The sequence below is a fragment of the uncultured Nostoc sp. genome, from assembly GCF_964245575.1.
In the GTDB taxonomy this organism is placed as follows: Bacteria; Cyanobacteriota; Cyanobacteriia; order Cyanobacteriales; family Nostocaceae; genus Nostoc.
On the sequence record NZ_CAXTNP010000024.1, the window covers coordinates 1 to 24,062 of the forward strand.

Consider the following 24,062-nt stretch of genomic DNA (forward strand, 5'->3'; position numbering starts at 1 on the left):
GGATGGTTCACCCACTGCTGTTACTATATTTCACCCAACTGAGAACCGCTATACTACTGTAATCGCATTTCCATCTAGTGCTTTTTTGAGTTTATTTAATCTTCGTTGTTTTAATTTATCTAATGACCAATCTGAATTGGCTAAAAAATGATGTAATGACTGTGCGGAGTTTATACTTACAAGTTTCGCTATCTCTGTCAATGATTTTCTTTTAATTTGTGACATTATTCCCAGATGTAAATATTTGAAGCATTCATAATTTCTTACCTCTTTAAACAGGTCTTCATACTCTGCACAATATTCATCTATGGTAGCAATTGTTGGGTGAGCATCTCTTGCCAAATGTTTCAAGATTTGTAATTCTACATCCATTGCCCTACTTACCTTTCAGAGTTTTATTTTTTTATTCTTTTATTCAGAATACCCGGAAAGTGACAGAAGAGGGTTATAGCAATAGCCAGATGAGTTAGGACGAGTTAGGACGCTAAACGCAAGACAGATTCCATCGTTTCTCGAAGAGAATCAAACTGCTGGATTTGTTTGCGAATTCGACTTTTCAGCCAAGACCAGCATTTCTCAATTCGGTTGAGGTCTGGGGAATAAGCTGGCAAATACAAAACTTCACAGCCAGCATCTCGAATCAATTGTTCAATACATCCACCTTTATGAAAGGTAGCATTGTCCATCGTCACAACTTGACAAAAGTTTGAGTACAGGGATTAAGCAAGTTTTTAGCCAGGTTTCAAACACATCTCGTTTCCTTGAACCTTCAATAGTGAAAGGAGCCATCAACTTCTGATCACACAGTGCGGCAATCATATTCACCCGCCCTTGACGCCGCCCAGACTTGAGAGCATAGAAGCGCTCTCCTTTCTGATTCCAGCCATAGCCATAATCGTCTCGATTATCCATGCCAGACTCATCAACATAGACAACCATATTTTTTTCAAGCTTTGCTATCTGAGCAATAAACGAACTTCGTTTGTACTCGTCTCGTTCTTGATAACCATAGGTCTTTTTTTTCGCGTGAATCCGATTTTCTCTAACCCACGGGAGATAGTACGCGCACTAATCTCGTCTTCCCATAATTGTGCCATCTGGGCTTGAGTCTTATCCCCGTGTACTTTCACAAAAGCTCGAAATTTCGAGCGCTGCGGTGATTTTCTGATTATGTCCAGGCGATTGATTGGGCTTGGCCTGGAAATCTCCAGTTTCTGCAAAGCGTTTCAGCCACAAATTAATTGTGTTTCGACTGATGTTGAACAGTTCACTTACTTCGCTTTTCTTTAGCCCGTTCAATTCAATGGCTTCAATTACCTTCCGGCGGAAATCGTAACTGTAAGGGTTTGCCATTGGTAATCAGTCCTAATTTCGGAACGCAACACTCTTTCTAGTCTACGTCCTAACTGTACTGGCGATTGCTATATTTACCCGGTACTAGTTCTAACAAAGGCACTGTAGTTATTGTTGATCCAGCTAATTCCGACACAAGTACAATGTTTGTACCTTCAGATGAATTGCAATACTACAATAACTTAAGGTAAGAAGCAAATTTATTTAACTCAGTAAAAAGACCGAGCTTGTTGAGCTAAATAATTTATCTACTTCATTGCATCAATGATTTTCCCTATTTGGAAAAGTAACTCCTCCACATTTGCCCTTGACGCACCTATTCGAGTCGAAAACTCGCTCATATCTAATCCGTTGCATACCTCATTTAAAGCATTGTTTATAATTACCACTTCTTCTTGACTCAAACGAATCGTGGTTATCTCTTTTTCTACCTGCTCTATCTGCATAAAGTTACATTTCTTAGGTGTATGGACAGTATCTCTTGGAGGATGATGTACTTTTAATTTTAAGCTGTCGAGTAGCGATCGCAATCTATTCTTGGCTTGATTACCTAACTCTAACGCATCAATATTAAGCTTTGCTTTACTGGTCTAAGCCGCTTTGAGCCAATCACAGACCACAGATTTACACCCGTCCGTAAAGCTGACCCAAACCTGCCATTGCCCCAGGCATCTGTTCCAGTAAGGCTCACCATCAGCAACGCCAACAGCCGAGCCGATTGTGGAGACTAATTCTTGGTAGAAGGAACCAGCGCTGTCCAACCCCTGCCTTATTTTCAGCATCAGCCCCTTCCATCCAAGGAATTGGGAACTGGACACTACCTCTTCTAAAATTTGAGAGGTTGTGTCAATGGCTGATGTTGCTATATCTATATTATTCGTGCCTGACACCACTGAAGTACTTTTGGGGATTAACTGTGAGGTGGTGTCAATGACTGGTGTGGTTAATACTATATTATTAGTGCCTGACACGGAATCAGAAACAGCATTTTGGGCGCTGGCTAATACAAATGCTTCATCCCGATTTAACCACCGCTCGAAAATCAAATCACGCTCATCATCGGGTATAACAAACTGATAAACGCACTCCCGGTTGTCTCGTGAACCAAGCCGACCCACATAGTCCAGTTTTAAGTCAATCTTATCAAGCAGCTTTTGTGCGATCGCAATTGGGGTGAGTCCTTCAGAGATACTAACATTCAAGTAATTTTTGATAACGTGCCGATGCTTTAGGGCCAGTGCCTTAAACTCCACCATCTTTTCGTCGCTGCCACGTAACTGAACGTCTTGTATCAATACCTCTGCCAATTTACGAGGGTTCAACGCCAGTGGAAACGGGATGAATACGTCCTAAAGCAGTAAGCTTGGCAAAAATCTGGGTTAATAAAATAGGCTCAGGGATTTCGGGAAGCATTTTTAATATTTCACGAACATATCGAAAACCACGATGGTAAGCCTTAAGGTCAATAATGCCAGAACCGGGATTGAGTTGCTGGAAATCAGCGAGAAGATAGTGGGACAAATTGACCATAAAAAATGCTAAATTAGAAGCATTAGTCACGGCAGTTTGGCTCAGGTTCATGAAATCTTCTAATCCCCAAAACTGCTTGGCATCCCGAAAATTAAACTCGATTTGGAAACGGAGTTTGTAATAGTCGATAATTTTTTAAAATGACAGAGTTAGGTCGCTAGAAAAAAGAATTACATGGCTGGAAGCATTAGTTTTAAGATTGGTTTTGACCAAAATCACTACATTGAGAGCCTGGGCAAATTCTTTGTGAAGAAGAGTGGCTTGATAAATATCAGTTTGAATCTCATCCTCAATAGCACTTTTACATAAATATTTGTCAGGTATATTACGATAGTCTAGCTTGTCACCGTATTTATGACGAGAGCGTTTATTGGAGTCAGGATTTTCATAAGGGAAGTATAATGCTTAATCATGGCGCAATTTGGAAATTCTGTGCAAGTTGACTTGCCGAGCCATCTGCAAAGCATTGTTGTTACCAAAATGACCATCTACTACCAAGTAGGTCAGGGGAATAGAGTTAGCTAATAACTTGAATAGTGAACTAATCATTTTTTGAATTAGTATTAATTCAGATGTTAATATCACTTCCTTTTTATTTTTGTTTTTACTTCCTTTTGGTCGCCCACGCCCACGTTTTTCTTTCTTGTTTGGTTTCTCGATTGCCGAGGTACTTTTTGTTTGAGTATCTTTCTTTATTACCTGTTCTATCTGAATCGGAAACGAGTGTCTCTGTTCAACACTCACTAATGATAATACAAAGAAAGATAATCCTGATATCGGTTTATTGGCTAGGCTAGAAAAGAATCTATCTAATCCATAAGTCTTTTTACCCGATTTGCTGACTACAACTTCATCTCCTGCAAGCAAATATACTTCATTCGCACGTAATAAATGCTTGCGGAAAAATAGCCAAAACAAAGTCGCCCAAGGTATTACTGTATGAAAGAATCTCAACATTGTCCGATAACTACCGCCAATCCCTGCCCAACGGGACATTCCCAACATGGTGACTCGGCCGCTCATTGCTAACATAGCCAAAATTATTTGGTTCAATTGCCACATCGTCGTAGCGTTGATCTGCGGTAGCAAGCATTGTAGCAGTGATAAGATATCGGGCATGGGCTGATTGTGGTTTTTGAGTTGTCGTTGTGAGAGACAATAACTCTACTATGGCAGCCCTATCTCTTCAAAGTTTGCGATCGCACCCAAGCTTGGAAATTTATGCGAAGACAATAACTCTATTACATCGGCTCTCTCTCTTCATCCTTTTATTTTGGCTAAGGTATTGAGAGAACATCATTATTTTTCCTGGTTCCCTCAAAATTAGCGGATGGAATCGAAAAAGGATAATTATTTTCAGCTTCGGTACGGTTATATCCCACAACCCAACCAATATCTCCTATTTTTCCGCTACTGTTGATAGTCTGCTGATTTAACCCATACGCACCAAAATTAACACCTGCTTGCGTTGTCACTTTTTCTGTAGGACGACGAGTGATAATGTTAATCACCCCTCCAATTGCATCGGAACCATAAAGGGTAGAACCACCACCTGGTAATACTTCGATTCTTTCAACGATATTGGTAGTAAATTCTGAAAGGTCAAAACCACCAGAACCAAGTTCGTTAATTGGTCTACCATCAAGCAAAATCAAGACTTGTGCAGAGTTAGAACCTCGGATAAATTGACCGCTTAAGGCGTTTACTTCTGTGCCAACAGTACCATCAGGCAAGATACCTGTCAGGAATTTTAGCGCTTCTCTGACAGTTTTAGCACCCTGCGCTTCCATCTCTTCACCTGTAATTACGTAAACCGGACGGGTAGAATCTTTGTGCGATTCGTTCAGCCTAAACCCGACAAGGGAGGACGGCTGGCTTTGGTTGAGTAACCCAAATCGGGTAGAGTTCGCACTTTTATCCTCAACCAATGACAACTCACTATTCATGTAGGTGAGAAAATCTAGCCAAGCAATAGCTTAGACAGCTAGAGGAGGAAGGGAAAGATTGAAGTTATTCAACTTGAATTATAACCCAGTCCAGAATACACCAAGTCCTACTGTCCCGGTGCGGGATTGAAAGCACACAGCGCCCCTACCGCGAGGTAGGTGAGGAGTTTCCCCTGTATCTGGATTGACGACCCAGATGTAGAAGCGGGAGTGAAAGCGGTTGAGGCAGTAATAGCTGAAAGTGCAAGCCGCTAGCAAGAGTCTATGGGTAGAGCAGGCAAAGTGTCGTATGAACCATCGTCACCACCCGCCAAGGGAAATAAGCTTACATCTCTTGGGTCAGAAATATCCGGCAAGGGTAAAAGACTATCAGGATTATGGTACCGAGATAGGGCACCTCTTATAACCCCGGTGGAGAGACACGCCCTAAAGACTCAACTATGAATAGTGGGAACGAAGTAACCCTCTTGTATGCTCCTGAAACTTGGTATCAGGTAGGTGTCAAATTACACGCAACAAGAGGAAAGGATGGCTCAAGAAGCTAATGCCCAACCCAAATCAACGGGTAATGCCTTAAAAGGGATGGCGTAATTGCCGGGATATGCAAACGTGAGCCGCAGTGTGGGAAAGCTAGAGGCACAATTAGCAATGCAAAAGCCTAATTCGGATTCAACCATGAATACTGAGGGATGGAAAACTATCAATTGGCGACAAGCCGAGAGATATGTTTTTAAGATGCAAAAACGCATTTATGCTGCTTCCCGCCGTGGTGATGTCAAGCAAGTTCGCAAACTCCAGAAGACACTCATGAGGTCTTGGTCTAATAAAGCATTATCGGTACGACGGGTTACAGTCGAAAACCAAGGCAAGAAAACGGCAGGTGTGGATGGTGTAAAAACATTATCCCCAGAAGCGCGTATGGAATTGGTTGGGGAATTAAAACTCACAGGAAAATCCCGCCCTACACGTAGGATCTGGATACCAAAACCTGGGAGAGAAGAAAAACGACCCCTTGGCATACCCACCATGTACGACCGCGCACTACAAGCTGTAGTAAAGACTGCGCTTGAGCCAGAATGGGAAGCGGTTTTTGAACCAAATTCCTATGGTTTTAGACCAGGAAGGTCATGCCACGATGCTGTAAAACAGATTAAACTCTGTTATTCAAGGTAAGGCTAAATACGTATTAGACGCGGATATAGCCAAATGCTTTGACCGCATCAACCATGAGGTATTGCTCCAGAAGCTTAACATCAAAGGTAAGGTCAGGCAACAAATAAAAGCATGGCTTAAGTCCGGCGTAATAGATCAAGGAGCTTTCACTGCCACATCTGAGGGAACACCGCAAGGTGGGGTAATAAGTCCACTTCTTGCGAACATAGCCCTTCACGGTATTGAAACACGGATAAAACAGGAATTTCCCGACATGAATTATACAATGCGGGAAACCTGGTTTCACAGTAAGGGGACACATTTTAAACCCCCCAATATAATCCGCTATGCGGATGATTTTGTGATACTCCATGAAAATAAAGCCGTTGTCCAAAGATGCCGAGAGATCATCTCGGAATGGTTAACTGGTATTGGACTTGAATTAAAACCCGAAAAAACTCGGCTAACTCACACATTCAAAACTGAATTAAGCGAGGATGGTAAAGCCGGATTTGACTTTCTAGGTCATCACATCCAACAATACCCAGCCGGGAAATACCGGAGCAGTATAAATGCTCAAGGTGAAATACTAGGTTTTAACACCCTCATCACTCCATCCACGAAGGCAAGTAAGGTTCACATCGAGGAAATAGGAAGAATCATTACAAGGCACATGGCATCGCCTCAAGCGGCGCTAATCCGTGACCTTAACCCTGTAATACGGGGATGGGCTTCTTTCTACACAAACTCCGACGCCCAAACCGTTGGAGAATTGTCAAAGCAAGACTACCTCACATACCTGAAACTTCGACGATGGGCAAAACGCCGTTGTAAAAAAAACATAAATGATGGTCACATCAAATATTGGATTTCAATAGGCAATAATAACTGGGTATTCGCAACCAAAGAAGGGAAGGCGAACCCCCTTCGGTTACTAACACATAAGGATATTGGCAGCAGTAGCACCGATTATGTGAAAGTTAAAGGCGATAAAAGCCCCTACGATGGCGACCTAGTTTACTGGAGTACAAGACTAGGGAAACACCCTGAGATGCCGAATCGTAAGGCTAAGTTATTAAAACAACAAAAGGGTAAATGTCCCTGGTGTGGATTAAGCTTTCAAGATTGGGATGTTTTAGAAACAGACCACATCATCCCCAAGGCTCTATGTGGTAAGGATGAATACAAAAATCTGCAACTATTACATCGGCATTGTCACGACCAAAAGACCGCACTAGACATTAAAGAAATTAGGAGGAAAGACCACTCAAGATTCTTAAAGAAACTTTCTCAATTTTGGGAGAAATTTGACTGGGAGTGGATTAACGATATCCCTAGTTTCATAGGTCATGCTGTTAGGAAGTCCCTATTGACAAATGGACAACACACTGAGTAGCCGTGTGCGGTGAAAGCCGCACGCACGGTTTCGGAAGGGAGGGGTGTTGCAGCAATGCACACCTCGACCCTAACCACTGTCCCCTCGCGGCGAAAGGGTGAATAAACGGGTTCATTGAGTAGCTTCTCAATGACTGTTAATTCAATATCTGGTTCTTCTGTGGATGCTGGAGTATTTTCAGGTGTTACTTGTGCAACTGGTTGTAAGTATGAAGCTGAACCTTCATACCTGGGAAACTCAGATATTTGTGGAACTTGATTAGCAATCGCTACATTTCCTCCACATACCATCCCATAGATTGCGGTAAAAACGAAGATTTTTGAGAAAAATTCACAAGAAGTAACTATACGGGAAGTGGACATGAAACTCCTCGTTTTCAGTAAAAACAGGTATTTATTTGTGCTGTTGAATTTTTAAGATTTAGGCTTTAACTAGCTTGCTGCAATGCATTGCCATACCTAAAATCATGGCGGATACTATTTGGATAGCGAAAAAGACTTTGTGGTATTCCTTATGGATACCCAAATTCTTATAGGACAACCTAAAATTGAGTGTCGTTACTAACAGCGAAGCGAATTAGTAAAACTTGCAGAGGGTACTGTCTTAAAACAATACTTGTACCCATGAAACTTATTAATGATATGTATCATCTGTACCTCGCAGATAAATTTTTTGTGTCTAAAGTGAGTCGGCGGGCATTCTGACTTTGAGACACGTTTTCTTCGTCTCATTACAGCTGCGGGACAGTGCCGGATTTACACCGAACTTTCCCCCTTGCGCCTGATGGCTGCTCCCCATCAGAACCGACAGTCATGTGTCACATTACCATAGTTATTGTCTGCATGTAAATTTCGATTAGTAACAATTTTAATTTTCCATATCACTTACTGGATATGGAATTATATTTGTACTACAGTTAACACGTATGAAGGAAATCATGACAGCTGAAGAAGAACGGTTGCAACAAGACCGTGAACGCATTGCCTACTGGCGACGCTGGGGATCTTACCTGAGTAATCGGCAATGGGGGACAGTGCGGGAAGACTACAGCCACGACGGGTCAGCTTGGGACTACTTCCCTCATGACCATGCGCGATCGCGTGCTTACCGTTGGGGTGAAGATGGAATTGCCGGAATTTCTGACAATCATCAACGATTGTGTTTTGCGATCGCCCTCTGGAACGAGCAAGACCCAATCCTCAAAGAGCGGATGTTTGGCTTAACCGGCAGCGAAGGCAATCATGGTGAAGATGTTAAGGAATATTATTTTTTTCTTGACAACACGCCAAGTCATGCATACATGAAATGCTTGTACAAATATCCGCAGCAGGTATTTCCCTATACACAGTTGGTAGAAGAAAACCGTCGCCGCAGCAAGCAGGAAGCAGAATTTGAATTGATTGACACGGGTGTATTTGACGAAGACCACTACTTTGATGTGTTTGTCGAATACGCCAAAGCCTCTGCTGAAGACATATTAATTCAAATTACAATCGCCAATCGCAGTTCCCAAGCCAAGCCATTACATCTGCTGCCTTCACTATGGTTTCGCAATACCTGGTCATGGAATGGCAATAGTGAAAAACCAGTATTAAAGGTGCTGAAATCCGAGACAGATTTGAGCATCATTGAAGCGTCTCACCCTGGCATGAGCAATTATTGGCTCTACTGTCAAGGCGCAGCAGAACTTTTGTTTACTGAGAATGAAACGAATTTTGAGCGGCTGTATGGCGTGGAAAATGCCTCACCTTACGTTAAAGATGGCTTCCATGAGTATGTAGTCCATGAACGCCAGGATGCAGTAAATCCAAACCAGATCGGCACAAAATTTGCTGCTGACTACAAATTGATCATTCCACCGGGAGGAGAGCAAACTGTACGCTTGCGGCTGGCGGATTCCTCCAGTATTGCCGATCCGTTTGGCGGTGAATTTGAGCAAATTTTAGGCGATCGCATCAAAGAAGCCGACGAATTCTATCAACGGATTACGCCGTTTCCCCTACCCGACGACAAGCGCACCATCCAGCGTCAGGCTTTTGCTGGGATGCTGTGGAGCAAACAGTTTTATCTGTACGTAATCGAAGATTGGCTCAAAGGTGACCAGACTACTCTAACTCCTCCCGATTCGCGTTGGAGTGTTCGCAACGCTGATTGGGTACATCTGCATATTGATGATGTTCTCTCTATGCCAGATACCTGGGAATATCCTTGGTTTGCTGCTTGGGATTTGGCATTTCACATGATTCCTTTGGCAATGATTGACCCAGATTTTGCCAAGCAACAACTGCAACGCCTGACGCGGGAATGGTATATGCATCCGAACGGGCAGTTGCCTGCATATGAGTGGAAACTCAGCGATGTTAATCCACCTGTACACGCTTGGGCAGTGTGGCAAGTTTATCAGATTGAGCAGAAGTTCTACGGTCACGCTGACAAACAGTTTCTCGAACGCGTATTTCAAAAGCTGCTGCTCAACTTTACTTGGTGGGTCAACCGCAAAGATGCCGACGGGAAAAACATTTTTCAGGGCGGCTTTTTGGGCATGGACAATATTGGCGTGTTTGATCGCAGTGCTACCTTACCAACAGGCGGTGATTTAGAGCAAGCAGACGGCACAAGCTGGATGGCGATGTTTTGCATGAATATGCTGACCATTGCCCTAGAGCTTGCTGTGGATGAACCTATCTACGAAGACATTGCCAGTAAATTCTTCGAGCATTTTCTGCGAATTGCAGCCGCGATGGATGGCATTGGTAACGATGAACTTGTCCTCTGGGATGAGGAGGACGGGTTTTTCTACGATGCGTTGCTCTTCCCAAATGGGCATCACTGCCCGATGAAAGTGCGATCAATGGTTGGCTTGGTGCCCCTATTTGCGGTAGGAACGTTGGAACTGGAAACTCTAGAAAAACTCAGTGGGTTCAGGGAGCGAACCGAGTGGTTTATCAAACATCGCCCAGACCTGACAACTGGAATTGCCTGTATGCACACCGAAGGCGAACACCAGCGCCATTTACTGGCAATCTTAGATAACAATAAGCTAAAGCGCATCTTAAGGCGGATGTTGGATGAGCGCGAGTTTTTAAGTCCCTACGGAATTCGCTCTGTATCGAAATTTCACGCCGAGCATCCATTCATCTTGCACGTCAACGACGAGGAGTATCGGGTAGACTATGAACCAGCTGAATCTACAAATAACTTATTTGGCGGCAATTCTAACTGGCGTGGGCCGATTTGGTTTCCGATGAATTATCTGATTATCGAAGCCCTATACCAATTTGATCAATATTTAGGAAATGACTACAAAGTAGAATGTCCAACTGGTTCTGGAGAATGGATGACGCTCAAAGAAGTGGCGATTAACTTGTCAAAACGACTTGAACGTATTTTTCAACAAAATGCTGATGGTGATCGACCTGTATACGGTGCTATCAAGATTTTTCAGAACAATCCCCATTGGCGAAATTTGCTCACATTTAATGAGTACTTTCATGGTGACAATGGTACTGGCTTAGGAGCAAGCCACCAAACTGGCTGGACAGGAGTGATTGCACAATTAATTTATCGGTGCGGCGAAAGCTTATCCTGATTTAACCGAACTGTATGACTATCCGGGTCTTTAATCAAGAAATCCTGCTGTTTTGTTTGACACCGAAAAATAAATTAGTTATTTATTTTCGGTATCGCAAGCGATTGCTTTTCGGAATACTGGCATGAGAGCCAATCATTAACACGTATTTTGAGCAGGTGTTGCATTAAAGTGTTTCGATCCTATCCCACTAATATAAGATTGTGGTAATCTATTTTTGATTTGAGTTGGGTGTGTCAGTTGATGGCTGGACGTTTTAACGGATTGAGCGACCTGGAATGGAAGTTATTTGAGGATATATTTCCTAAGCAGGCATCCCAGCGTGGTAAAGGAATGCCTCATGCACCATATCGCCATGTATTAAATCAGTAAATCACAAACTTTCGATAACGAACGTAAAAACAAGGATTTCAGCCCTTACCAGCAAGGAGTGAACAGTTTTCGTTTAATAGCGATCGCCTAAGAACAGTTAAAGCCATTGGCTAAAATGGTGATTAAAACGTGCTTTTTTGATATTCGAGTGTTTTGCTGAAATGACCATGTGGCAAGAGGCGGTGAAGAGTGTGGAGAAGTAGCACTTTTTGCAACTAACTTAAGTATGAATAATAGTCTATCTTAAGTAAGTTTTGGAAAATAAATGCAGCAACTAAACTGTTATTTGATAGTTTCAAAGAGCTTTCCATAAAGGGAGTACCTAAACATAAAGAGTTTAAGTACTCTTTATCTAAACTAGATTTACGCACTGTACAAATTAACCATAATGTGTATTGTGAATTCGGCTTTTCAGGTGTGCCAGCAGACATTATGGTTTAAATAATTTGACTACCCAGATGCTGAGATATGTTGTAGTCGAATCTCTAACAGTACTCGGCATTTCGAGAAATACGATATCAGGGTCAGGGTTTTGGTTAACATATAAATTCCACTTCCCTTGCAAATAAACTATGCCCAAGACTTGGAATATAAAGATAGATAACTTACCTTATGCTCCTGGTCATGCTTGTGTTATGGGCAATACGGTACTAACCCTCTTCTGTCACTTTTCGAGCAGCCAATCTATGAAAGCTTTATCAGTCAGTCAATACAGGCTTTTCTATTAGAAAAAAATAGGTCTTGTATTTGTTATTAGGAAATAATCGAGCGATGCCTGCGGCGGGCAAAGCCATCGCTTGGTAGATAAAAGCTCTAGAATTCACAAATGGCAAATGTTTTCGGAAAGTGACAGAAGAGGGCTAACCCTCTTGTGTCACTTTCCGAGTATTCTGAATAAAAGAATCATGCATAGAAAACTCTCTTCAGGTAAGTAGGGCAATGGATGTATAATTACAAATCCTGAAACATTTGGCAAGAAATGCTCACCCTACAGTTGCGATCGTAGATGAATATTGTGCAGAGTATAAAGACCTATTCAAAGAGGTAAGAAATTATGAGTGCTTTAAATATTTACATTTGGGAATAATATCAACGATAAAAAGAAAATCGTTACCAGAAATAGCAAAGGTGGTAAGTATAAACTCAGCGAGCGTCGTTACATCATTTTCTAGCGAATTCAGATTGGTCAGGAGATACATTAAAAAAACGTAAAGATTGCACCTAAATTATTTCTTATGCTATCTACAACTGAAATTATGATATCCAAAAAAGTATCTACAAAAATTGCTTATATTGCTGCTATCTGTGCATCTATAAATATTGTAGCTATCACTAAAACTCCTACAGCAAATGCAGAAAGTTTAAGTATAGTTAATGCAGGTTTTGAAGAACCAATAATAGGAGAAGGAGACTTTACTATTAATGTATTACCTGGCTGGACATTATATGATCCATCTAACCTGACATCTGCCAGTATAGGTCGTGGTGAGCCAATTTATGGTGTATATAATCCTACAGCAGACGTTTATTTTAACGAAGCTCCAGAAGGTAATAATGTTGGATATGTTTACCTCACTTATCCACCTGGAAGTGGTGCTGTGGGAATATCACAAACACTTACCAGTCTATTGACAGCTAATACGAAATATACCTTACAGGTTGAAATCGCCAATATTCCACCTGTGAATGGTTTCACCACTTTAGATGGTTTCCCTGGCTATGCTATTCAATTATTAGCTGGAGGAACTTTACTTACTCAGGATTTTAATAACATGAGTATAACAGAAGGAGCTTTTGTTACCTCTAGTATTTCCTATATTACTTCAGCTAATAACCCAAACTTAGAAAAACCATTAGAAATCCGATTGCTGAATCTTTTACAGAGTGATGGGATAGAAATTAATTTCGATAATGTGAAATTAAACGTAACACAAATTCCAGAGAATGCATCGATTTTGGGTATAATATTAGGAGTTTTAGGTGCAACTTTAGCCTTGAAAAAAGAAAAATAATTAGACAATAAAGAGTATAAACTTGATGTAATGATCCTTACATTTTTTGAATTAAAATTAATCAAAAGTATGATTCTTGTTGATAGTAGTGCATAGTAATGATAAAAGAAGGAAGCGTTGTTCAATACAGGAGCTATGCACTGTCCTAAATGCAACTCAAACAACATAGTCAAAAATGGACGCACTCACCACGAAAAACAACGGTTCAAATGTCAAAATTGTGGGCGACAATTTGTCGAAAGTCCAAGCATCGGTAGAGCAGAGGGATAAACCTGGCTACCGAGGTAAACCTTTAGTGGTCGGTGGAAGTCCTAATGAACGAGGTGTGGTTGCAGCAGCCAGCTATGAAGCCAGAAAATTTGGCATTCACTCAGCGATGCCTTCAATAACAGCCTTTGCTAAATTTCCCGGACAACACATCACTTTGGGAAAGCAGGTAATTATTACTACAAAATTGCCAAAGCAGAAGATGACCGCCCAGTTAAGGCGAATCAGGATTAAGTGATCGCAGCTTCTTCAGACATAATTCCGCACCTCTTGGTTATAAAGTGCCAAACTTTCGAGTTTTTTTTGCAGGTCTAATGAGCAGGGATTGAGTGCTAGAGTGCCTAAATTCAGTTCATCTTGAAATCGTTTGATTTTATCTCGACAGGTAGTTACATCACCAATAATTGAGTTTTCCAGTAAATCATCTTCATTAAAAGATGCTTTTTGCCCACTAATTGGCATCAGATGTTGGCTGTGATTATCGCCACTTTGAACTTGATTTTTAACAGCTTTCATTCTCTGGCTAAAAATCCTCAGAAAAGGCAACGCTTCACTCACTGCTTCTTCATTTGTGCGAGCAACAAAAAAGAACCGTGCTAGCATCAATCGATCGGAACCACTGGAATTAATAGCACGATATTTCGTAACATTGCTTTTGAGAGTATTTAAAGAAAACTGTGTTCCTCCCATTAAGCCAAAAGATTTGACAGCACTAAACTTAAGCGTGTCATCATCGCTAGTTGCTACATATACTGAAATCGATTTCTGCAAAGGTTTTGGATAAATAGTCACACCAAGACACTGATAATATTCACCAGTAAATGACACGTCAGTGTAATATAGCAACTTATGAATCAGTGTTATTGCTTCTAGAGTTTTAGAGCGAGATTCACTCATAGAAGTAGCAAAATGCTTGTTTTGTTCGGGGAAGGGACCCCCCTTAGCAATTCCAATAGAAAGTCGTCCGTTGCACAAATTATCCAGCGTAGCAATGCTTTGTGCAATAATAATTGGGTTATGAAATGCCAGCAATAATGCTGCTGAACCTAATCGAATTTTGTGAGTTATGCCTGCTAAGTGTGCCATTAACACTAAAGTTGATGGGCTAACACTGAAATCGTTAAAATGATGCTCTGTTATCCAAGCTTCTTCAAAATCCAAGCTTTCTACGTATTTGACTAACGTCACTTGCTCAAAAATCACACGATGAGCATTTTGGTAATGATTTTCGTAATTACAGAAAAGTCCTGTTTTCATAATAAGTATTTTTATGATTGTGTTCCAAAGCATTGCAATTTTAATCGCAAGCGGGCGGGGAGCGAAACGTTTTATTTTAATTTGGTACTGTATAAAAAGGTCGGTAAAGCAATTTTTTCCTTTACTACCCTAGGTTGCCACTGCCGGGAGACGAGGTTGTAAACTTGTACCTCTGTTCCAATCACGCCACCGGGCATAATTCGTCACTCGCATCCCGTCCGAACTCTTATGAATATTGGCCGAGACAAAGCCAGGTAAATGCTTCAGCGTTTTTTCGGTGGCCTCGACAAGCATCTCGACCAATCTTTGTTGGTTCTCCGGCTCGACGGTGAAGACGTTAATGAGCGTGATAACTTGATTGTCTTTCGAGATTGTGGTCATCATCCCCCCTTTTAATATTGACGTTTTGGACGCTTAGGAAGCTACCACAGAAGCGATCTCAAATATACACCCGATTTATATTCAAGCGAGCCGCCTAACTACAGTGTACCTGCCAGTTTAAAGGCATACATCGATCAGATTGTGAGAGTCGGACGGACGTTTGTGGTGGGTGCTGATGGTTACGAAAGGCTGTTAAAAGATAAAAAAGCACTGGTAATTACGACACGAGGCGGAAGTTATGTAGGCGAACCATTCGATTTTCAAGAGTCTTACTTGCGGGCAGTATTTGACTTTATTGGTGTAACTGATGTCACATTTATTCATGCCGAAAATCTGGCAATGGTGGCTGAAGAACGGCAACTGGCGATCGCAACTGCTCATGAAGCCATTCAACAAGTTGTAGAAACTTGGCAATCACTTCAGTGGGGTATCCTCAACAGCCTTTGAGTGTAGCTTTTTGTTTTGAGCGATCGCATACAGATATTGTCGAAAATCTAAAGTTGCAGCAATAGCTTGTTGAGCATCGTCAAAAAAATGTTGAGCCTGAGGTTTAAGGCACGGATAGGAGATGTTTTGCTGCATTTATTTCTTGTCTCATCTCTATAGTTAGTGCTTCCATTACAGTATCTAATCGATTCAGGTACGTAATTCATAGTTATACAAGTTAGATTTTATCTGTGTTTTTAGGTTAAAATGTGTAAACAGTCAAGGTCTTGCCTTGCGCCCCTGCTTTAAGTAAATTGATATGAAAAGAAAGAAAACTTTAAACATCTTTGATTTTTAAAAAGATGAGGAGCATAGAACAAATTATCCAATTGACGGAAGCATTAATTAATGATAAAACAGGAAAATCTCTCTCATTTATCCAAAAAGCTGTTTTGTCAGCATCTCTATTGGAAACAAAAAAAAATTATGCCCAAATTGCTATAGAAAACAACTACTCGGAGAAATATATCAGGCAATTAGTTGCTCCTAAATTGTGGCAACTACTTTCTAATACTCTTGGCGAGAAAGTTAATCGAACTAATTGTCGTGCTGTGCTAGAGCAACGACTTGACAGTTCATCTTTGCAAACAATGTCTCAGCCTACACTGATGCTGCAAAAAATAGTTTTAGAAGATCCAGAAGGACAAGTTTCGCTTTCTTCTAGCTTGTATATTAAACGGGACTTAGAAGAAGTCTGTTATCAAGAAATTCTCCAACCTCGTGCGTTTATCCACATCAAAGCGCCGCGAAAGATGGGGAAAACTTCTTTAATGAGCAGAATCCTTGCTTATGGTAGTTTGCATAATTATCATACTGTCAGACTAAGTTTACATCGCGCTGAAACAGAAGTTTTTAGCTCATTAGAAAAATTTTTACGTTGGTTCTGTGCCAATATTACTCATCAGTTAGGAATCAAGTCAAAGCTAGAGGAATATTGGGACGACGATATGGGTAATTTGATGAACTGTACTATTTATTTTCAAGGCTATGTGTTACAAGAAATCTCTAGTCCGGTTATCTTAGCATTAGATGAAGTGAATAAGTTGTTTGAATATCCTCAATTGACTCGTGATTTCTTGGGACTATTGCGCTCATGGTATGAAGAAACTAGAGATATATCAATTTGGCATAACTTGCGAGTTTTAATTGTTAAATCCACCGACATTTATATTAATTTAGATATAAATAAATCTCCTTTTAATGTAGGATTAGGAATTGAGTTACCTTCTTTTACAAGATTGCAGGTAGAGGATTTAGCACAACGTCACGGACTCCAACTAACATCTGTGCAATTTGAACAATTAATGGCGCTTACGGGAGGATTTCCCTATTTGGTGCGACTGGCGTTTTATCATAGCGTTCAACATCAAATTCCTGTGGACACTTTAGTACAAAATGCCACGACTGATACTGGAATTTTTAGCGAACATTTGCACAATCAGTTATACTCTCTTTTGCAAAGTCTTGATTTAGTTGATAGTTTTCAACAGGTTATTAGGTCAACTGTACCAATTACCTTAGAGCAAGAAGTAGCATTTAAGTTAAAAAGTTTGGGGCTGATATATCTAGACAACAAAATTGCAACAGTTAGCTGTGGTTTATATAAAGAGTATTTTAGTGATTATTTTATTAATAATTCAGGAAGTTTAGCTCGTTCGGAATCAACAAGTACATCAATTGAATAAACAAGTCAGGGTGATGTAACTTTCAAATAAAAATAAGTTAATTCATGTTAAAATTAAAAACTTTTTATAGACAGTACTCTTGGTATTTTAAAATCTTCACAATCTTATTTGTAAGTAATATATTTACTTATTCTCTTACCTGTTTTAACCCAGTTAATGCTCAAATAATACCCGATAACACTTTGGGAAATGAAAAATCTACCATTACCCCTCAAAATATTCGTGAATTAATCGGCGGAGGTGCAATTCGCGGTAGTAATCTTTTTCATAGTTTTCAAGAATTTAATATTAATGAAGGGGAGCAGGTTTATTTTGTTAATCCGGCGGGTATTAGCAATATTCTCACTCGTGTTACAGGAAATAATCTCTCTAAGATTTTCGGCATATTAGGTGTGGATGGTGCTGCAAATTTATTTTTGATTAATCCTAATGGGATTATTTTTGGTAAAAATGCCCAACTAGATATTGCAGGTTCTTTTTTAGCTAGTACTGCGAATGCAATTAAATTAGGAGAAAATGGGTTATTTAGTGCAACAAAACCGCAAAATAGTAATTTACTAACAATTAAACCAACTGCTTTATTTTCTAATGCCTTCCACCAACAACAAGCAGAGATTAATGTAGCAGGGGATTTAACTTTAGGTACTGGGCAAACTCTGACTTTACAAGGAGATAAAATTACTAGCACTGGTTCTCTAATTGTACCAGGGGGAACTGTGCAGCTTTTAGGAAATCAGGTGAGCTTATTAAATAATGCCAAGATTAACACTGATGCTCTCAAAAATGGTAATGGCGGCACTGTAATTATTAAAGCAAACGATTTGACGCATTTTGAGGGTAATATTAGCGCCCGTGGTGGTGAAAATTCTGGGAACGGTGGTTTTGTGGAAATATCAGGTAGCAGGGTGGAATTTGCTGGTACTGTGGATACTAGCGCTGTAAATGGTTTTGGTACATTCCTGCTTGACCCCCAAGATATTCTCATTCAACCAGGGGGTACTGTTAGCGGTCAAAGTTTAAGCCAAGCATTAGTGCTAAATAATGTTAGTTTACAGGCTAATAATGATATTACTGTTGATGATGATATCACTGGACTTGGGGCAAATAATCTTAACTTAGAAGCGGGGCGATCGCTCACCATTAATCCCAACCGCAGTATTATTCTCAATGGTGGTAATTTTAACGCCAAAATTAACGATGAAAATGCGATCGCCACTGAAAGAGATCCTGGAGTAGCGCAGTTTTTCATGAACCCAGGTTCTCAAATCCTCACCAATGGCGGGAATGCAACTATTACATCCGGAAAGTTTGGGCAAACCAGTCAAATTAATACTACCGATGCATCTATCATTTCTGCAAAAAGTGGCGGTAATGGTGGCAACATTGCTCTAAACGCCATCAATGATATTACAACTGGTAATTTAATTAGTGGGTTTTTCAACATACCCAATACCACCGACTCTAATAATAGCGGTGACATCACTATCAACAGCACCGCAGGCGGAATTACCACTACTAATTATCTGTTAGCTAATGCTCAACAGCAAGCAGGAGATATTTCACTACTAGCCGCAGGTAATCTTAGCCTCAATGCCGCAGGCGACTTTCCTCGCTCAGGTAATATCGCTTCTATTGGAGATATACCAGGAAAAATTACTTTTACTAGTGGTAATATCCTCTCTGGTCATAATATTCGTATTGTCAATGCAAACTTAGGTGCTGATAAAGGCAATGACATTACCCTCACCGCCCGCTCAATCTTTCTAGACACTACATCTATTTTCGCCTTAGCCAGGGGTACAGGTAAAGGGGGAAATATGATCCTCAATGCTACAGATGATGTAATAATGCGGACAAGCGATATTGGTACAAATTCTGATGCGGCGTTGGCTGTAAATCTTCCTACTGGTGCTAGCGGCGATGCTGGGGATTTTACCCTCAATGCTCGTCGGTTGAGCATTAGCCAAGATCCAACAGCTTTTTTCCCTTTTAGAGGAACTTCCATAAGTACTGGTACTGACGAAAACACAACGGGTAATGCCGGGAATTTAACAATCAATGCTTCAGAATCCGTAGAACTTATCGGTCGTCAACTCACAACCCCAATACTTACCCCTAGCCAATTGGTGAGCCAACTTATACAAGGAACAGGAGTAGGTATAAGCACAAATGCTTTTGGAAGTGGCAACTCTGGCAAACTGACAGTTAACACTGGGCGCTTAGTGCTTCAAGATGCAGGTGGAATTAGCACGTTCCCAGTGTCAGGTAATGGCGGAGATTTAACAATTAATGCTACAGAAATATTGTTGCAGAATTTTGCCGGGATTCAAACGGCAACTGCTGGTTCTGGGCAAGCCGGGAATTTGACAATCAATGCTGATAATATAACGCTCACTGATAGGTCGATAATCAATGCAACGGCGCTAGCTGGTACGGGCAATGCTGGCAACTTAACTTTATCAGTTAAACAACTAAATGTCCGTGATGGTTCCATCGTTTCCTCAGCAACTACAGGAGAGGGGAATGCAGCAACATTAAATCTCAACGCTACCGACAAAGTAGAAGTTGTGGGGACTTTCGCTGACAATAGCAGTTTTCCCAGTAGCATCGCAACAGCTTCCTTGAGTCCGATTGGTAATGCTGGGCCTTTGAATATTACGACTGGGGAGTTAATTGTCCACCAAGGAGGAGAGATTACCACCGCTACCGTTGGTCAAGGAAATGGCGCACCCATTACAATTAATACCCGCACTCTGCAATTAGATAACGGTAGGATTAACGCTTCTACAGCTGGTGCTGGTAACGGAGGTGATATTACTATCAACGCCACCAAATCTGTAGAAGTTGCTGGAAATGGATTTGCAGACTTGCAAGAAAAAATTATCAATCCAGCTTATGCGGGTACTCTCAGCCTGGCTAACTTTGACCAGGGAATCGTTGCTGTGAGTGCAGGCCAAGGTAAAGCCGGAAATGTTGTAATTCAAACTCTGGATTTTCTTAGCCGCAATAGTGGCATAATTGCTACTACCGCCTTGGGTCAAGGACAGGGAGGGAATATTAACATCAATAGCAGTAATACTTTCGCGTTAGATAACTCTTTTATTGGTACAGGAACATTAACCAATGCCGAATCTGGCAATGTTAACTTAACAGCGCGTCAACTTACAGCCAAAGGGGGCGCACAGGTATTTACTACTACCTTTGGTTCTGGAAAAGCCGGGGATTTAACAGTTAATGCTTTAGAGTCCATTGATTTAATTGACCCCTCCCAGCAGAGTTTCGGCTCAGGCTTATTTGCTTCTTCGGCTCAAACTGCTTCGGGAAACGGGGGAGACATTAATATCAACATTCCCAATGGTGACTTAAATATCCGCGATCGCGCAACCATTTCCGTTAGTGCTTTAGGAACAGGCAATGCTGGAGATATCAATATTGATGCCCGTTCAATTTTTTTTGATCAAGGTTCCATCACTGCTACCAGCGTTTCTGGACAAGGAGGTAACATCAACTTCAAGGTTGCCAATAACTTACTTTTACGAAATAATAGTCAAATTTCCACCCGTGCAGGAATAGAAAACAGTGGCGGTGGTAATGGTGGCAATATGGATATTAATAGTGGATTTATTGTTGCTGTCCCGCAAGAAAACAGCGACATCACCGCCAATGCTTTTGCTGGAAATGGTGGGAATATCAACATTACTAGCCAAGGTATTTTTGGCTTACAGGTTAGTGATAAACTCACCCCAAATAGTGACATCACCGCCAGTTCTCAATTAGGCATCAACGGCACGGTTAATATCAACACTCCAGATGTTGACCCTACCAGAGGATTAACTCAATTGCCTTCTGTGCCTACCGACCCTGCAAATCAAATTGTCGCAGGTTGTCCCAGCAACGAGTCGGCGAATTTTGTGATTAGCGGACGGGGAGGCTTACCAGAAGATCCCCGCCAAGTGTTGCGTGGTCAGGTAGTTTTACAGGATATGCGAGTAAGTGCAGATTCCCCAAATAAATCAGAGCAAATCAGCCATAGAAAAGTACCAGATATAAAAGGGCAACCACCATTACTAGAAGCTACTGGATGGATGATTAATCAACTAGGACAGGTGGAATTGGTGGCAAATATTACCACCCAAATACAACCTGATGGTGGGAGAAATAAAAGTGATTGTGGGAATTGATCAGAATTTTAGAACACCTATCACAAAAGTTGGGCTTGGCTGCATAATCTCAGCTTTCTGACAATGCGTAACTTCTATTATATCTGAGGTTTGAACTATCAAAGCTACTACTAAACCATCAACAGCTAAGTGTGACCTTAAGACATTTATGAGACTTACGAACCTTACAGATTCTTAGAGAAAGCAGTGCTGTCAGCAAGTGGCAAGATTATCGGCGTTTTGAAGTTCTCAAAATCTGGGAGAAATCTTTTTACAGCAAAACGAACGGCTTCACGTGCCATATCATCTATAGCCGTGCCAACAACCAGAATATTAACGCCTGTACCAATAAATGCTTTAAAATTTTTGATGTTGATGCCACCTTCTGCCAGAGTAGGTGTAGTTACAGAATTAACCAAGGCTTTCAATCGCTCCTGAACGGGCAAAGCAATTTCGCCGGCAGCGACACCCTCGTAGCTCATGCCAGTCGTCAAACCAATCATGTCTACACCAATTTCTTGCATCTCTTTCGCAATTAGAGCAACCTCTTTCGGTGTTTCGGCTGGGATGCCAAACAAATGTAGATCACTGGGATGGGCAATATAGGCATCTACAACCAAGCCATTGCGATGTGCCACTTTGACTATATCGCGCAAATCTTCCCACGTGGTTTTGTGAACGTGAAGCCCATCTGCCCCAGCGAGAGAGAGTAGCATTGCTTCCTTATCCGTAAAGGGTGTCGGCACTGTTTCGGTGAAAGTGCCCGGAGCACCTACGGTGATAAAAATATCATCACTGACGACGTTACGAACTCCTTCTACCACAGTAACCATTTCCTCAATCGGAATTTCATGGCGGAGTAACTCAGCATCGTGCATGGATGTGACACCTTTGTATCCACGAGCCAAGGCGACGGCTGGATGATTCGGTTCGAGCAGCCTCGCGCCAGCTTCCACAGCGGCTAGAGCCAGCCGAGCATCATCGCCAGTGATCCCCGTGCTGAGTAATGTTGTTCCACCGTGAGCCTTAATCGCATCATGAACTTTCTGCATGGCAAAATGACGCTTGCGTTTCATATCACTATTAATCATCAGAACTTCCTTGCTCATGCTGAGTTTAAGTAAAGTCAATAAATTACTGTTACCATTTCCTTATCCTTGAAAGCTGTTTGAGCAGTCAGTCAACCCAACTCAGCTTTTCTTCTCCCCATCTCCCTCTCCCCCGTCTCCTGTCCCCGTTCGGCTACGCTACTTCGACTACGCCCTTCCCTACGGGACGCTGCGCGAACGGCTACGCTCAGGACAAGCTCAGTACAAGTCACGGCAAGCCTGCTCAAGAACTCCCCATCACGGTGCCAGGTAATGGAAAGCCCCGTTGTGAGGTCAATTGCGGAGGCAATTCATCCGGGCAAATCAGTCTCCTAGAGGGGAGGAAAGGCAGCTTTGAGAGGAAATGAATTCCGGGGTAGAGCCGGAACTTATTCCGCGTCGTCGCCGTCAAACACGCAACACGACGCAAAACCACGACGACGAACGAGAAAAAGACGGTAGTACAGATGAATTAGAACCAAGTAGGAACATGATCATCCTCATCCTCTCCATCACTTACTTCTTCCGGATCATGTTCCCCCGTATCGTCTAAACCTCTATAAGAACCGGAACTGTCTACGGCGGGAGCAGGTGCTAAGATCCACGAGTCCTCAGCATTTTCCACGGTAGTTATATAACCATCGTACTTTGTATCGGGAGCTAGCCTTTGATTACTGTAGGAGATGTTGCTGATGCGAACGCGATCGCCATAGTGAATTGGACCTGCATCGCCAGCAGCTTTAGTAATCTGCCAGCTCTGTTTATCCTCATCATAGCCATCTTGCCAATAGTAACAATCATGGCTATCCGCAAAAGCTCCCAAAACATTATTGTTGCCTATTGCTGATTCTGTCGTTGTGATTTTGATGCGGCTGTTGGATTGAAGCTCGCCATTGCCGCCCACAAGTTCAAGTTTTGCTAATTTTTTTTTCTCTTGGCTCAACTTCGGCCAGTTGTAGCGTCCTTGTTCAACCGCAATCAAGTATTTACTGCTCTCGTGTTTGAGATAAAATTTATCATTAAACTTAACGACAACTTGATTAACGACATCTTGATTAGACATGAGGATGTTCTCCTAATTAATTACACATTTGTGTTGCCAAAACTTATCCAGAAATAGCAAAAGGTTTCTTGACGACCTCGACCGAAATCAGATCGTGATCTGTTTTTCAAGTCAATCTGTTCTAGATGAACTTCTGTAGCGATGTCTACGGCAAGCCCTACGGGTGACGCTCCTACGTCGCTACCGCTACCGCTAACGCCAGTTCCTTTATGCCGGGGAACCCGTCCACCGGATTGGCTCACCGCTTTGCGTCTACGCTTTTTATGATGCTTGATCGCTAAATCGTACCTGTATATTTTAATTCTCCATCAATATTTTCAATTCC

Annotated in this window: 17 protein-coding genes, 7 pseudogenes and 1 riboswitch; of the genes and pseudogenes, 11 read left to right on the forward strand and 13 right to left on the reverse strand. The window is 41.6% G+C overall.

What is annotated here, in order from left to right; all coding sequences use genetic code 11:
- Positions 1-51: 51 nt before the first annotated feature.
- The 6 genes and pseudogenes from ACFFAP_RS06180 to ACFFAP_RS06205 form a co-directional block, all read right to left on the reverse strand.
- A pseudogene (locus ACFFAP_RS06180) lies at positions 52-372 on the reverse strand (transposase); the annotation flags it as partial.
- A gap of 104 nt (positions 373-476) precedes the next feature.
- Positions 477-1,353: pseudogene (locus tag ACFFAP_RS06185) on the reverse strand (IS630 family transposase).
- A 248-nt stretch (positions 1,354-1,601) separates the two neighbouring features.
- Positions 1,602-1,799: a hypothetical protein gene (locus ACFFAP_RS06190; protein WP_375510403.1), complete on the reverse strand. Its 198-nt coding sequence runs from the start codon at positions 1,797-1,799 to the stop codon at positions 1,602-1,604.
- Between the two features lie 144 nt (positions 1,800-1,943).
- A complete protein-coding gene (locus tag ACFFAP_RS06195) occupies positions 1,944-2,648 on the reverse strand; it encodes a hypothetical protein (RefSeq protein WP_375510404.1) in 705 nt (234 codons plus the stop codon).
- 13 nt (positions 2,649-2,661) lie between these two features.
- Positions 2,662-4,002 (reverse strand): annotated as a pseudogene (locus ACFFAP_RS06200) (transposase).
- Positions 4,003-4,172: 170 nt separating this feature from the next.
- Positions 4,173-4,718: pseudogene (locus ACFFAP_RS06205) on the reverse strand (TonB-dependent receptor); the annotation flags it as partial.
- A gap of 720 nt (positions 4,719-5,438) precedes the next feature.
- Between ACFFAP_RS06205 and ACFFAP_RS06210 the strand changes: the two are divergent.
- A complete protein-coding gene (locus ACFFAP_RS06210; protein WP_375510405.1) occupies positions 5,439-6,002 on the forward strand; it encodes a reverse transcriptase N-terminal domain-containing protein in 564 nt (187 codons plus the stop codon).
- 46 nt (positions 6,003-6,048) lie between these two features.
- Positions 6,049-7,377, forward strand: a complete 1,329-nt coding sequence (locus tag ACFFAP_RS06215) for a group II intron reverse transcriptase (RefSeq protein WP_375510431.1) — start codon at positions 6,049-6,051, stop codon at positions 7,375-7,377.
- A 74-nt stretch (positions 7,378-7,451) separates the two neighbouring features.
- On the opposite strand, the pseudogene ACFFAP_RS06220 reads toward ACFFAP_RS06215, so the two are convergent.
- Positions 7,452-7,667: pseudogene (locus tag ACFFAP_RS06220) on the reverse strand (TonB-dependent receptor); the annotation flags it as partial.
- Positions 7,668-8,049: 382 nt separating this feature from the next.
- Positions 8,050-8,200, reverse strand: a riboswitch (cobalamin riboswitch).
- Between the two features lie 114 nt (positions 8,201-8,314).
- Between ACFFAP_RS06220 and ACFFAP_RS06225 the strand changes: the two are divergent.
- The 6 genes and pseudogenes from ACFFAP_RS06225 to ACFFAP_RS06250 all read left to right on the forward strand — a co-directional run bounded on the left by ACFFAP_RS06225 (position 8,315) and on the right by ACFFAP_RS06250 (position 13,855).
- Complete coding sequence (locus ACFFAP_RS06225) at positions 8,315-10,966, forward strand: glucosidase (RefSeq protein ID WP_375510406.1); 2,652 nt, start codon at positions 8,315-8,317, stop codon at positions 10,964-10,966.
- A gap of 243 nt (positions 10,967-11,209) precedes the next feature.
- Entirely contained in the window at positions 11,210-11,338 is a 129-nt protein-coding gene (locus ACFFAP_RS06230; protein WP_375510407.1) for a hypothetical protein, read from the forward strand.
- Positions 11,339-12,295: 957 nt separating this feature from the next.
- Positions 12,296-12,551, forward strand: a pseudogene (locus tag ACFFAP_RS06235) (IS701 family transposase); the annotation flags it as partial.
- Between the two features lie 22 nt (positions 12,552-12,573).
- Positions 12,574-13,350 carry a hypothetical protein gene (locus ACFFAP_RS06240; protein ID WP_375510408.1) on the forward strand — a complete coding sequence of 259 codons (777 nt, stop codon included), beginning with the start codon at positions 12,574-12,576 and terminating at the stop codon, positions 13,348-13,350.
- A gap of 135 nt (positions 13,351-13,485) precedes the next feature.
- Positions 13,486-13,620: an IS1 family transposase gene (locus ACFFAP_RS06245; protein ID WP_375510409.1), complete on the forward strand. Its 135-nt coding sequence runs from the start codon at positions 13,486-13,488 to the stop codon at positions 13,618-13,620.
- Positions 13,571-13,855: a hypothetical protein gene (locus tag ACFFAP_RS06250; RefSeq protein WP_375510410.1), complete on the forward strand. Its 285-nt coding sequence runs from the start codon at positions 13,571-13,573 to the stop codon at positions 13,853-13,855. Before ACFFAP_RS06245 ends, ACFFAP_RS06250 begins: the two co-directional genes overlap by 50 nt.
- Before the next feature lie 11 nt (positions 13,856-13,866).
- Here ACFFAP_RS06250 and ACFFAP_RS06255 read toward each other — a convergent pair whose 3' ends face one another.
- Together ACFFAP_RS06255 and ACFFAP_RS06260 are read right to left on the reverse strand one after the other, a co-directional pair.
- Positions 13,867-14,874 (reverse strand): LLM class flavin-dependent oxidoreductase, encoded by a 1,008-nt coding sequence (locus ACFFAP_RS06255; RefSeq protein ID WP_375510411.1) that lies wholly within the window; start codon positions 14,872-14,874, stop codon positions 13,867-13,869.
- Positions 14,875-15,003: 129 nt separating this feature from the next.
- On the reverse strand, positions 15,004-15,258 hold the full coding sequence (locus tag ACFFAP_RS06260) for an antibiotic biosynthesis monooxygenase family protein (protein ID WP_375510412.1): 255 nt from the start codon (positions 15,256-15,258) through the stop codon (positions 15,004-15,006).
- Positions 15,259-15,363: 105 nt separating this feature from the next.
- On the opposite strand from ACFFAP_RS06260, the pseudogene ACFFAP_RS06265 reads away from it, so the two are divergent.
- Positions 15,364-15,702, forward strand: a pseudogene (locus tag ACFFAP_RS06265) (FMN-dependent NADH-azoreductase); the annotation flags it as partial.
- Here the strand turns inward: ACFFAP_RS06265 and ACFFAP_RS06270 are convergent.
- Complete coding sequence (locus ACFFAP_RS06270) at positions 15,670-15,837, reverse strand: hypothetical protein (protein WP_375510413.1); 168 nt, start codon at positions 15,835-15,837, stop codon at positions 15,670-15,672. The pseudogene ACFFAP_RS06265 and the gene ACFFAP_RS06270 sit on opposite strands and share 33 nt — an antisense overlap.
- 206 nt (positions 15,838-16,043) lie before the next feature.
- Here ACFFAP_RS06270 and ACFFAP_RS06275 point away from each other — a divergent pair, with 206 nt between their 5' ends.
- A complete protein-coding gene (locus ACFFAP_RS06275; RefSeq protein ID WP_375510414.1) occupies positions 16,044-17,426 on the forward strand; it encodes an AAA-like domain-containing protein in 1,383 nt (460 codons plus the stop codon).
- A gap of 44 nt (positions 17,427-17,470) precedes the next feature.
- The gene (locus ACFFAP_RS06280; RefSeq protein ID WP_375510415.1) at positions 17,471-21,607 is read left to right on the forward strand and encodes a filamentous hemagglutinin N-terminal domain-containing protein; all 4,137 of its coding nucleotides are present in this window, start codon (positions 17,471-17,473) and stop codon (positions 21,605-21,607) included.
- Between the two features lie 164 nt (positions 21,608-21,771).
- Here ACFFAP_RS06280 and ACFFAP_RS06285 read toward each other — a convergent pair whose 3' ends face one another.
- The 3 genes from ACFFAP_RS06285 to ACFFAP_RS06295 all read right to left on the reverse strand — a co-directional run bounded on the left by ACFFAP_RS06285 (position 21,772) and on the right by ACFFAP_RS06295 (position 23,979).
- Positions 21,772-22,662, reverse strand: a complete 891-nt coding sequence (locus ACFFAP_RS06285) for a hypothetical protein (protein WP_375510416.1) — start codon at positions 22,660-22,662, stop codon at positions 21,772-21,774.
- A gap of 484 nt (positions 22,663-23,146) precedes the next feature.
- Complete coding sequence (locus ACFFAP_RS06290; RefSeq protein WP_375510417.1) at positions 23,147-23,737, reverse strand: hypothetical protein; 591 nt, start codon at positions 23,735-23,737, stop codon at positions 23,147-23,149.
- Positions 23,738-23,757: 20 nt separating this feature from the next.
- Entirely contained in the window at positions 23,758-23,979 is a 222-nt protein-coding gene (locus ACFFAP_RS06295; RefSeq protein ID WP_375510418.1) for a hypothetical protein, read from the reverse strand.
- Between the last annotated feature and the right edge of the window lie 83 nt (positions 23,980-24,062).

What these genes read in the sequence shown, in the direction of transcription:
- ACFFAP_RS06225 (WP_375510406.1), top strand. Translation starts at nt 8,315, where the DNA reads ATGACAGCTGAAGAAGAACGGTTGCAACAAGACCGTGAACGCATTGCC.
- ACFFAP_RS06290 (WP_375510417.1), bottom strand. Translation starts at nt 23,737, where the DNA reads ATGTCTAATCAAGATGTCGTTAATCAAGTTGTCGTTAAGTTTAATGAT.
- ACFFAP_RS06260 (WP_375510412.1), bottom strand. Translation starts at nt 15,258, where the DNA reads ATGATGACCACAATCTCGAAAGACAATCAAGTTATCACGCTCATTAAC.
- ACFFAP_RS06280 (WP_375510415.1), top strand. Translation starts at nt 17,471, where the DNA reads ATGTTAAAATTAAAAACTTTTTATAGACAGTACTCTTGGTATTTTAAA.
- ACFFAP_RS06275 (WP_375510414.1), top strand. Translation starts at nt 16,044, where the DNA reads ATGAGGAGCATAGAACAAATTATCCAATTGACGGAAGCATTAATTAAT.
- ACFFAP_RS06270 (WP_375510413.1), bottom strand. Translation starts at nt 15,837, where the DNA reads ATGCAGCAAAACATCTCCTATCCGTGCCTTAAACCTCAGGCTCAACAT.
- ACFFAP_RS06230 (WP_375510407.1), top strand. Translation starts at nt 11,210, where the DNA reads ATGGCTGGACGTTTTAACGGATTGAGCGACCTGGAATGGAAGTTATTT.
- ACFFAP_RS06255 (WP_375510411.1), bottom strand. Translation starts at nt 14,874, where the DNA reads ATGAAAACAGGACTTTTCTGTAATTACGAAAATCATTACCAAAATGCT.
- ACFFAP_RS06190 (WP_375510403.1), bottom strand. Translation starts at nt 1,799, where the DNA reads ATGCAGATAGAGCAGGTAGAAAAAGAGATAACCACGATTCGTTTGAGT.
- ACFFAP_RS06285 (WP_375510416.1), bottom strand. Translation starts at nt 22,662, where the DNA reads ATGAAACGCAAGCGTCATTTTGCCATGCAGAAAGTTCATGATGCGATT.
- ACFFAP_RS06245 (WP_375510409.1), top strand. Translation starts at nt 13,486, where the DNA reads ATGCACTGTCCTAAATGCAACTCAAACAACATAGTCAAAAATGGACGC.
- ACFFAP_RS06240 (WP_375510408.1), top strand. Translation starts at nt 12,574, where the DNA reads ATGCTATCTACAACTGAAATTATGATATCCAAAAAAGTATCTACAAAA.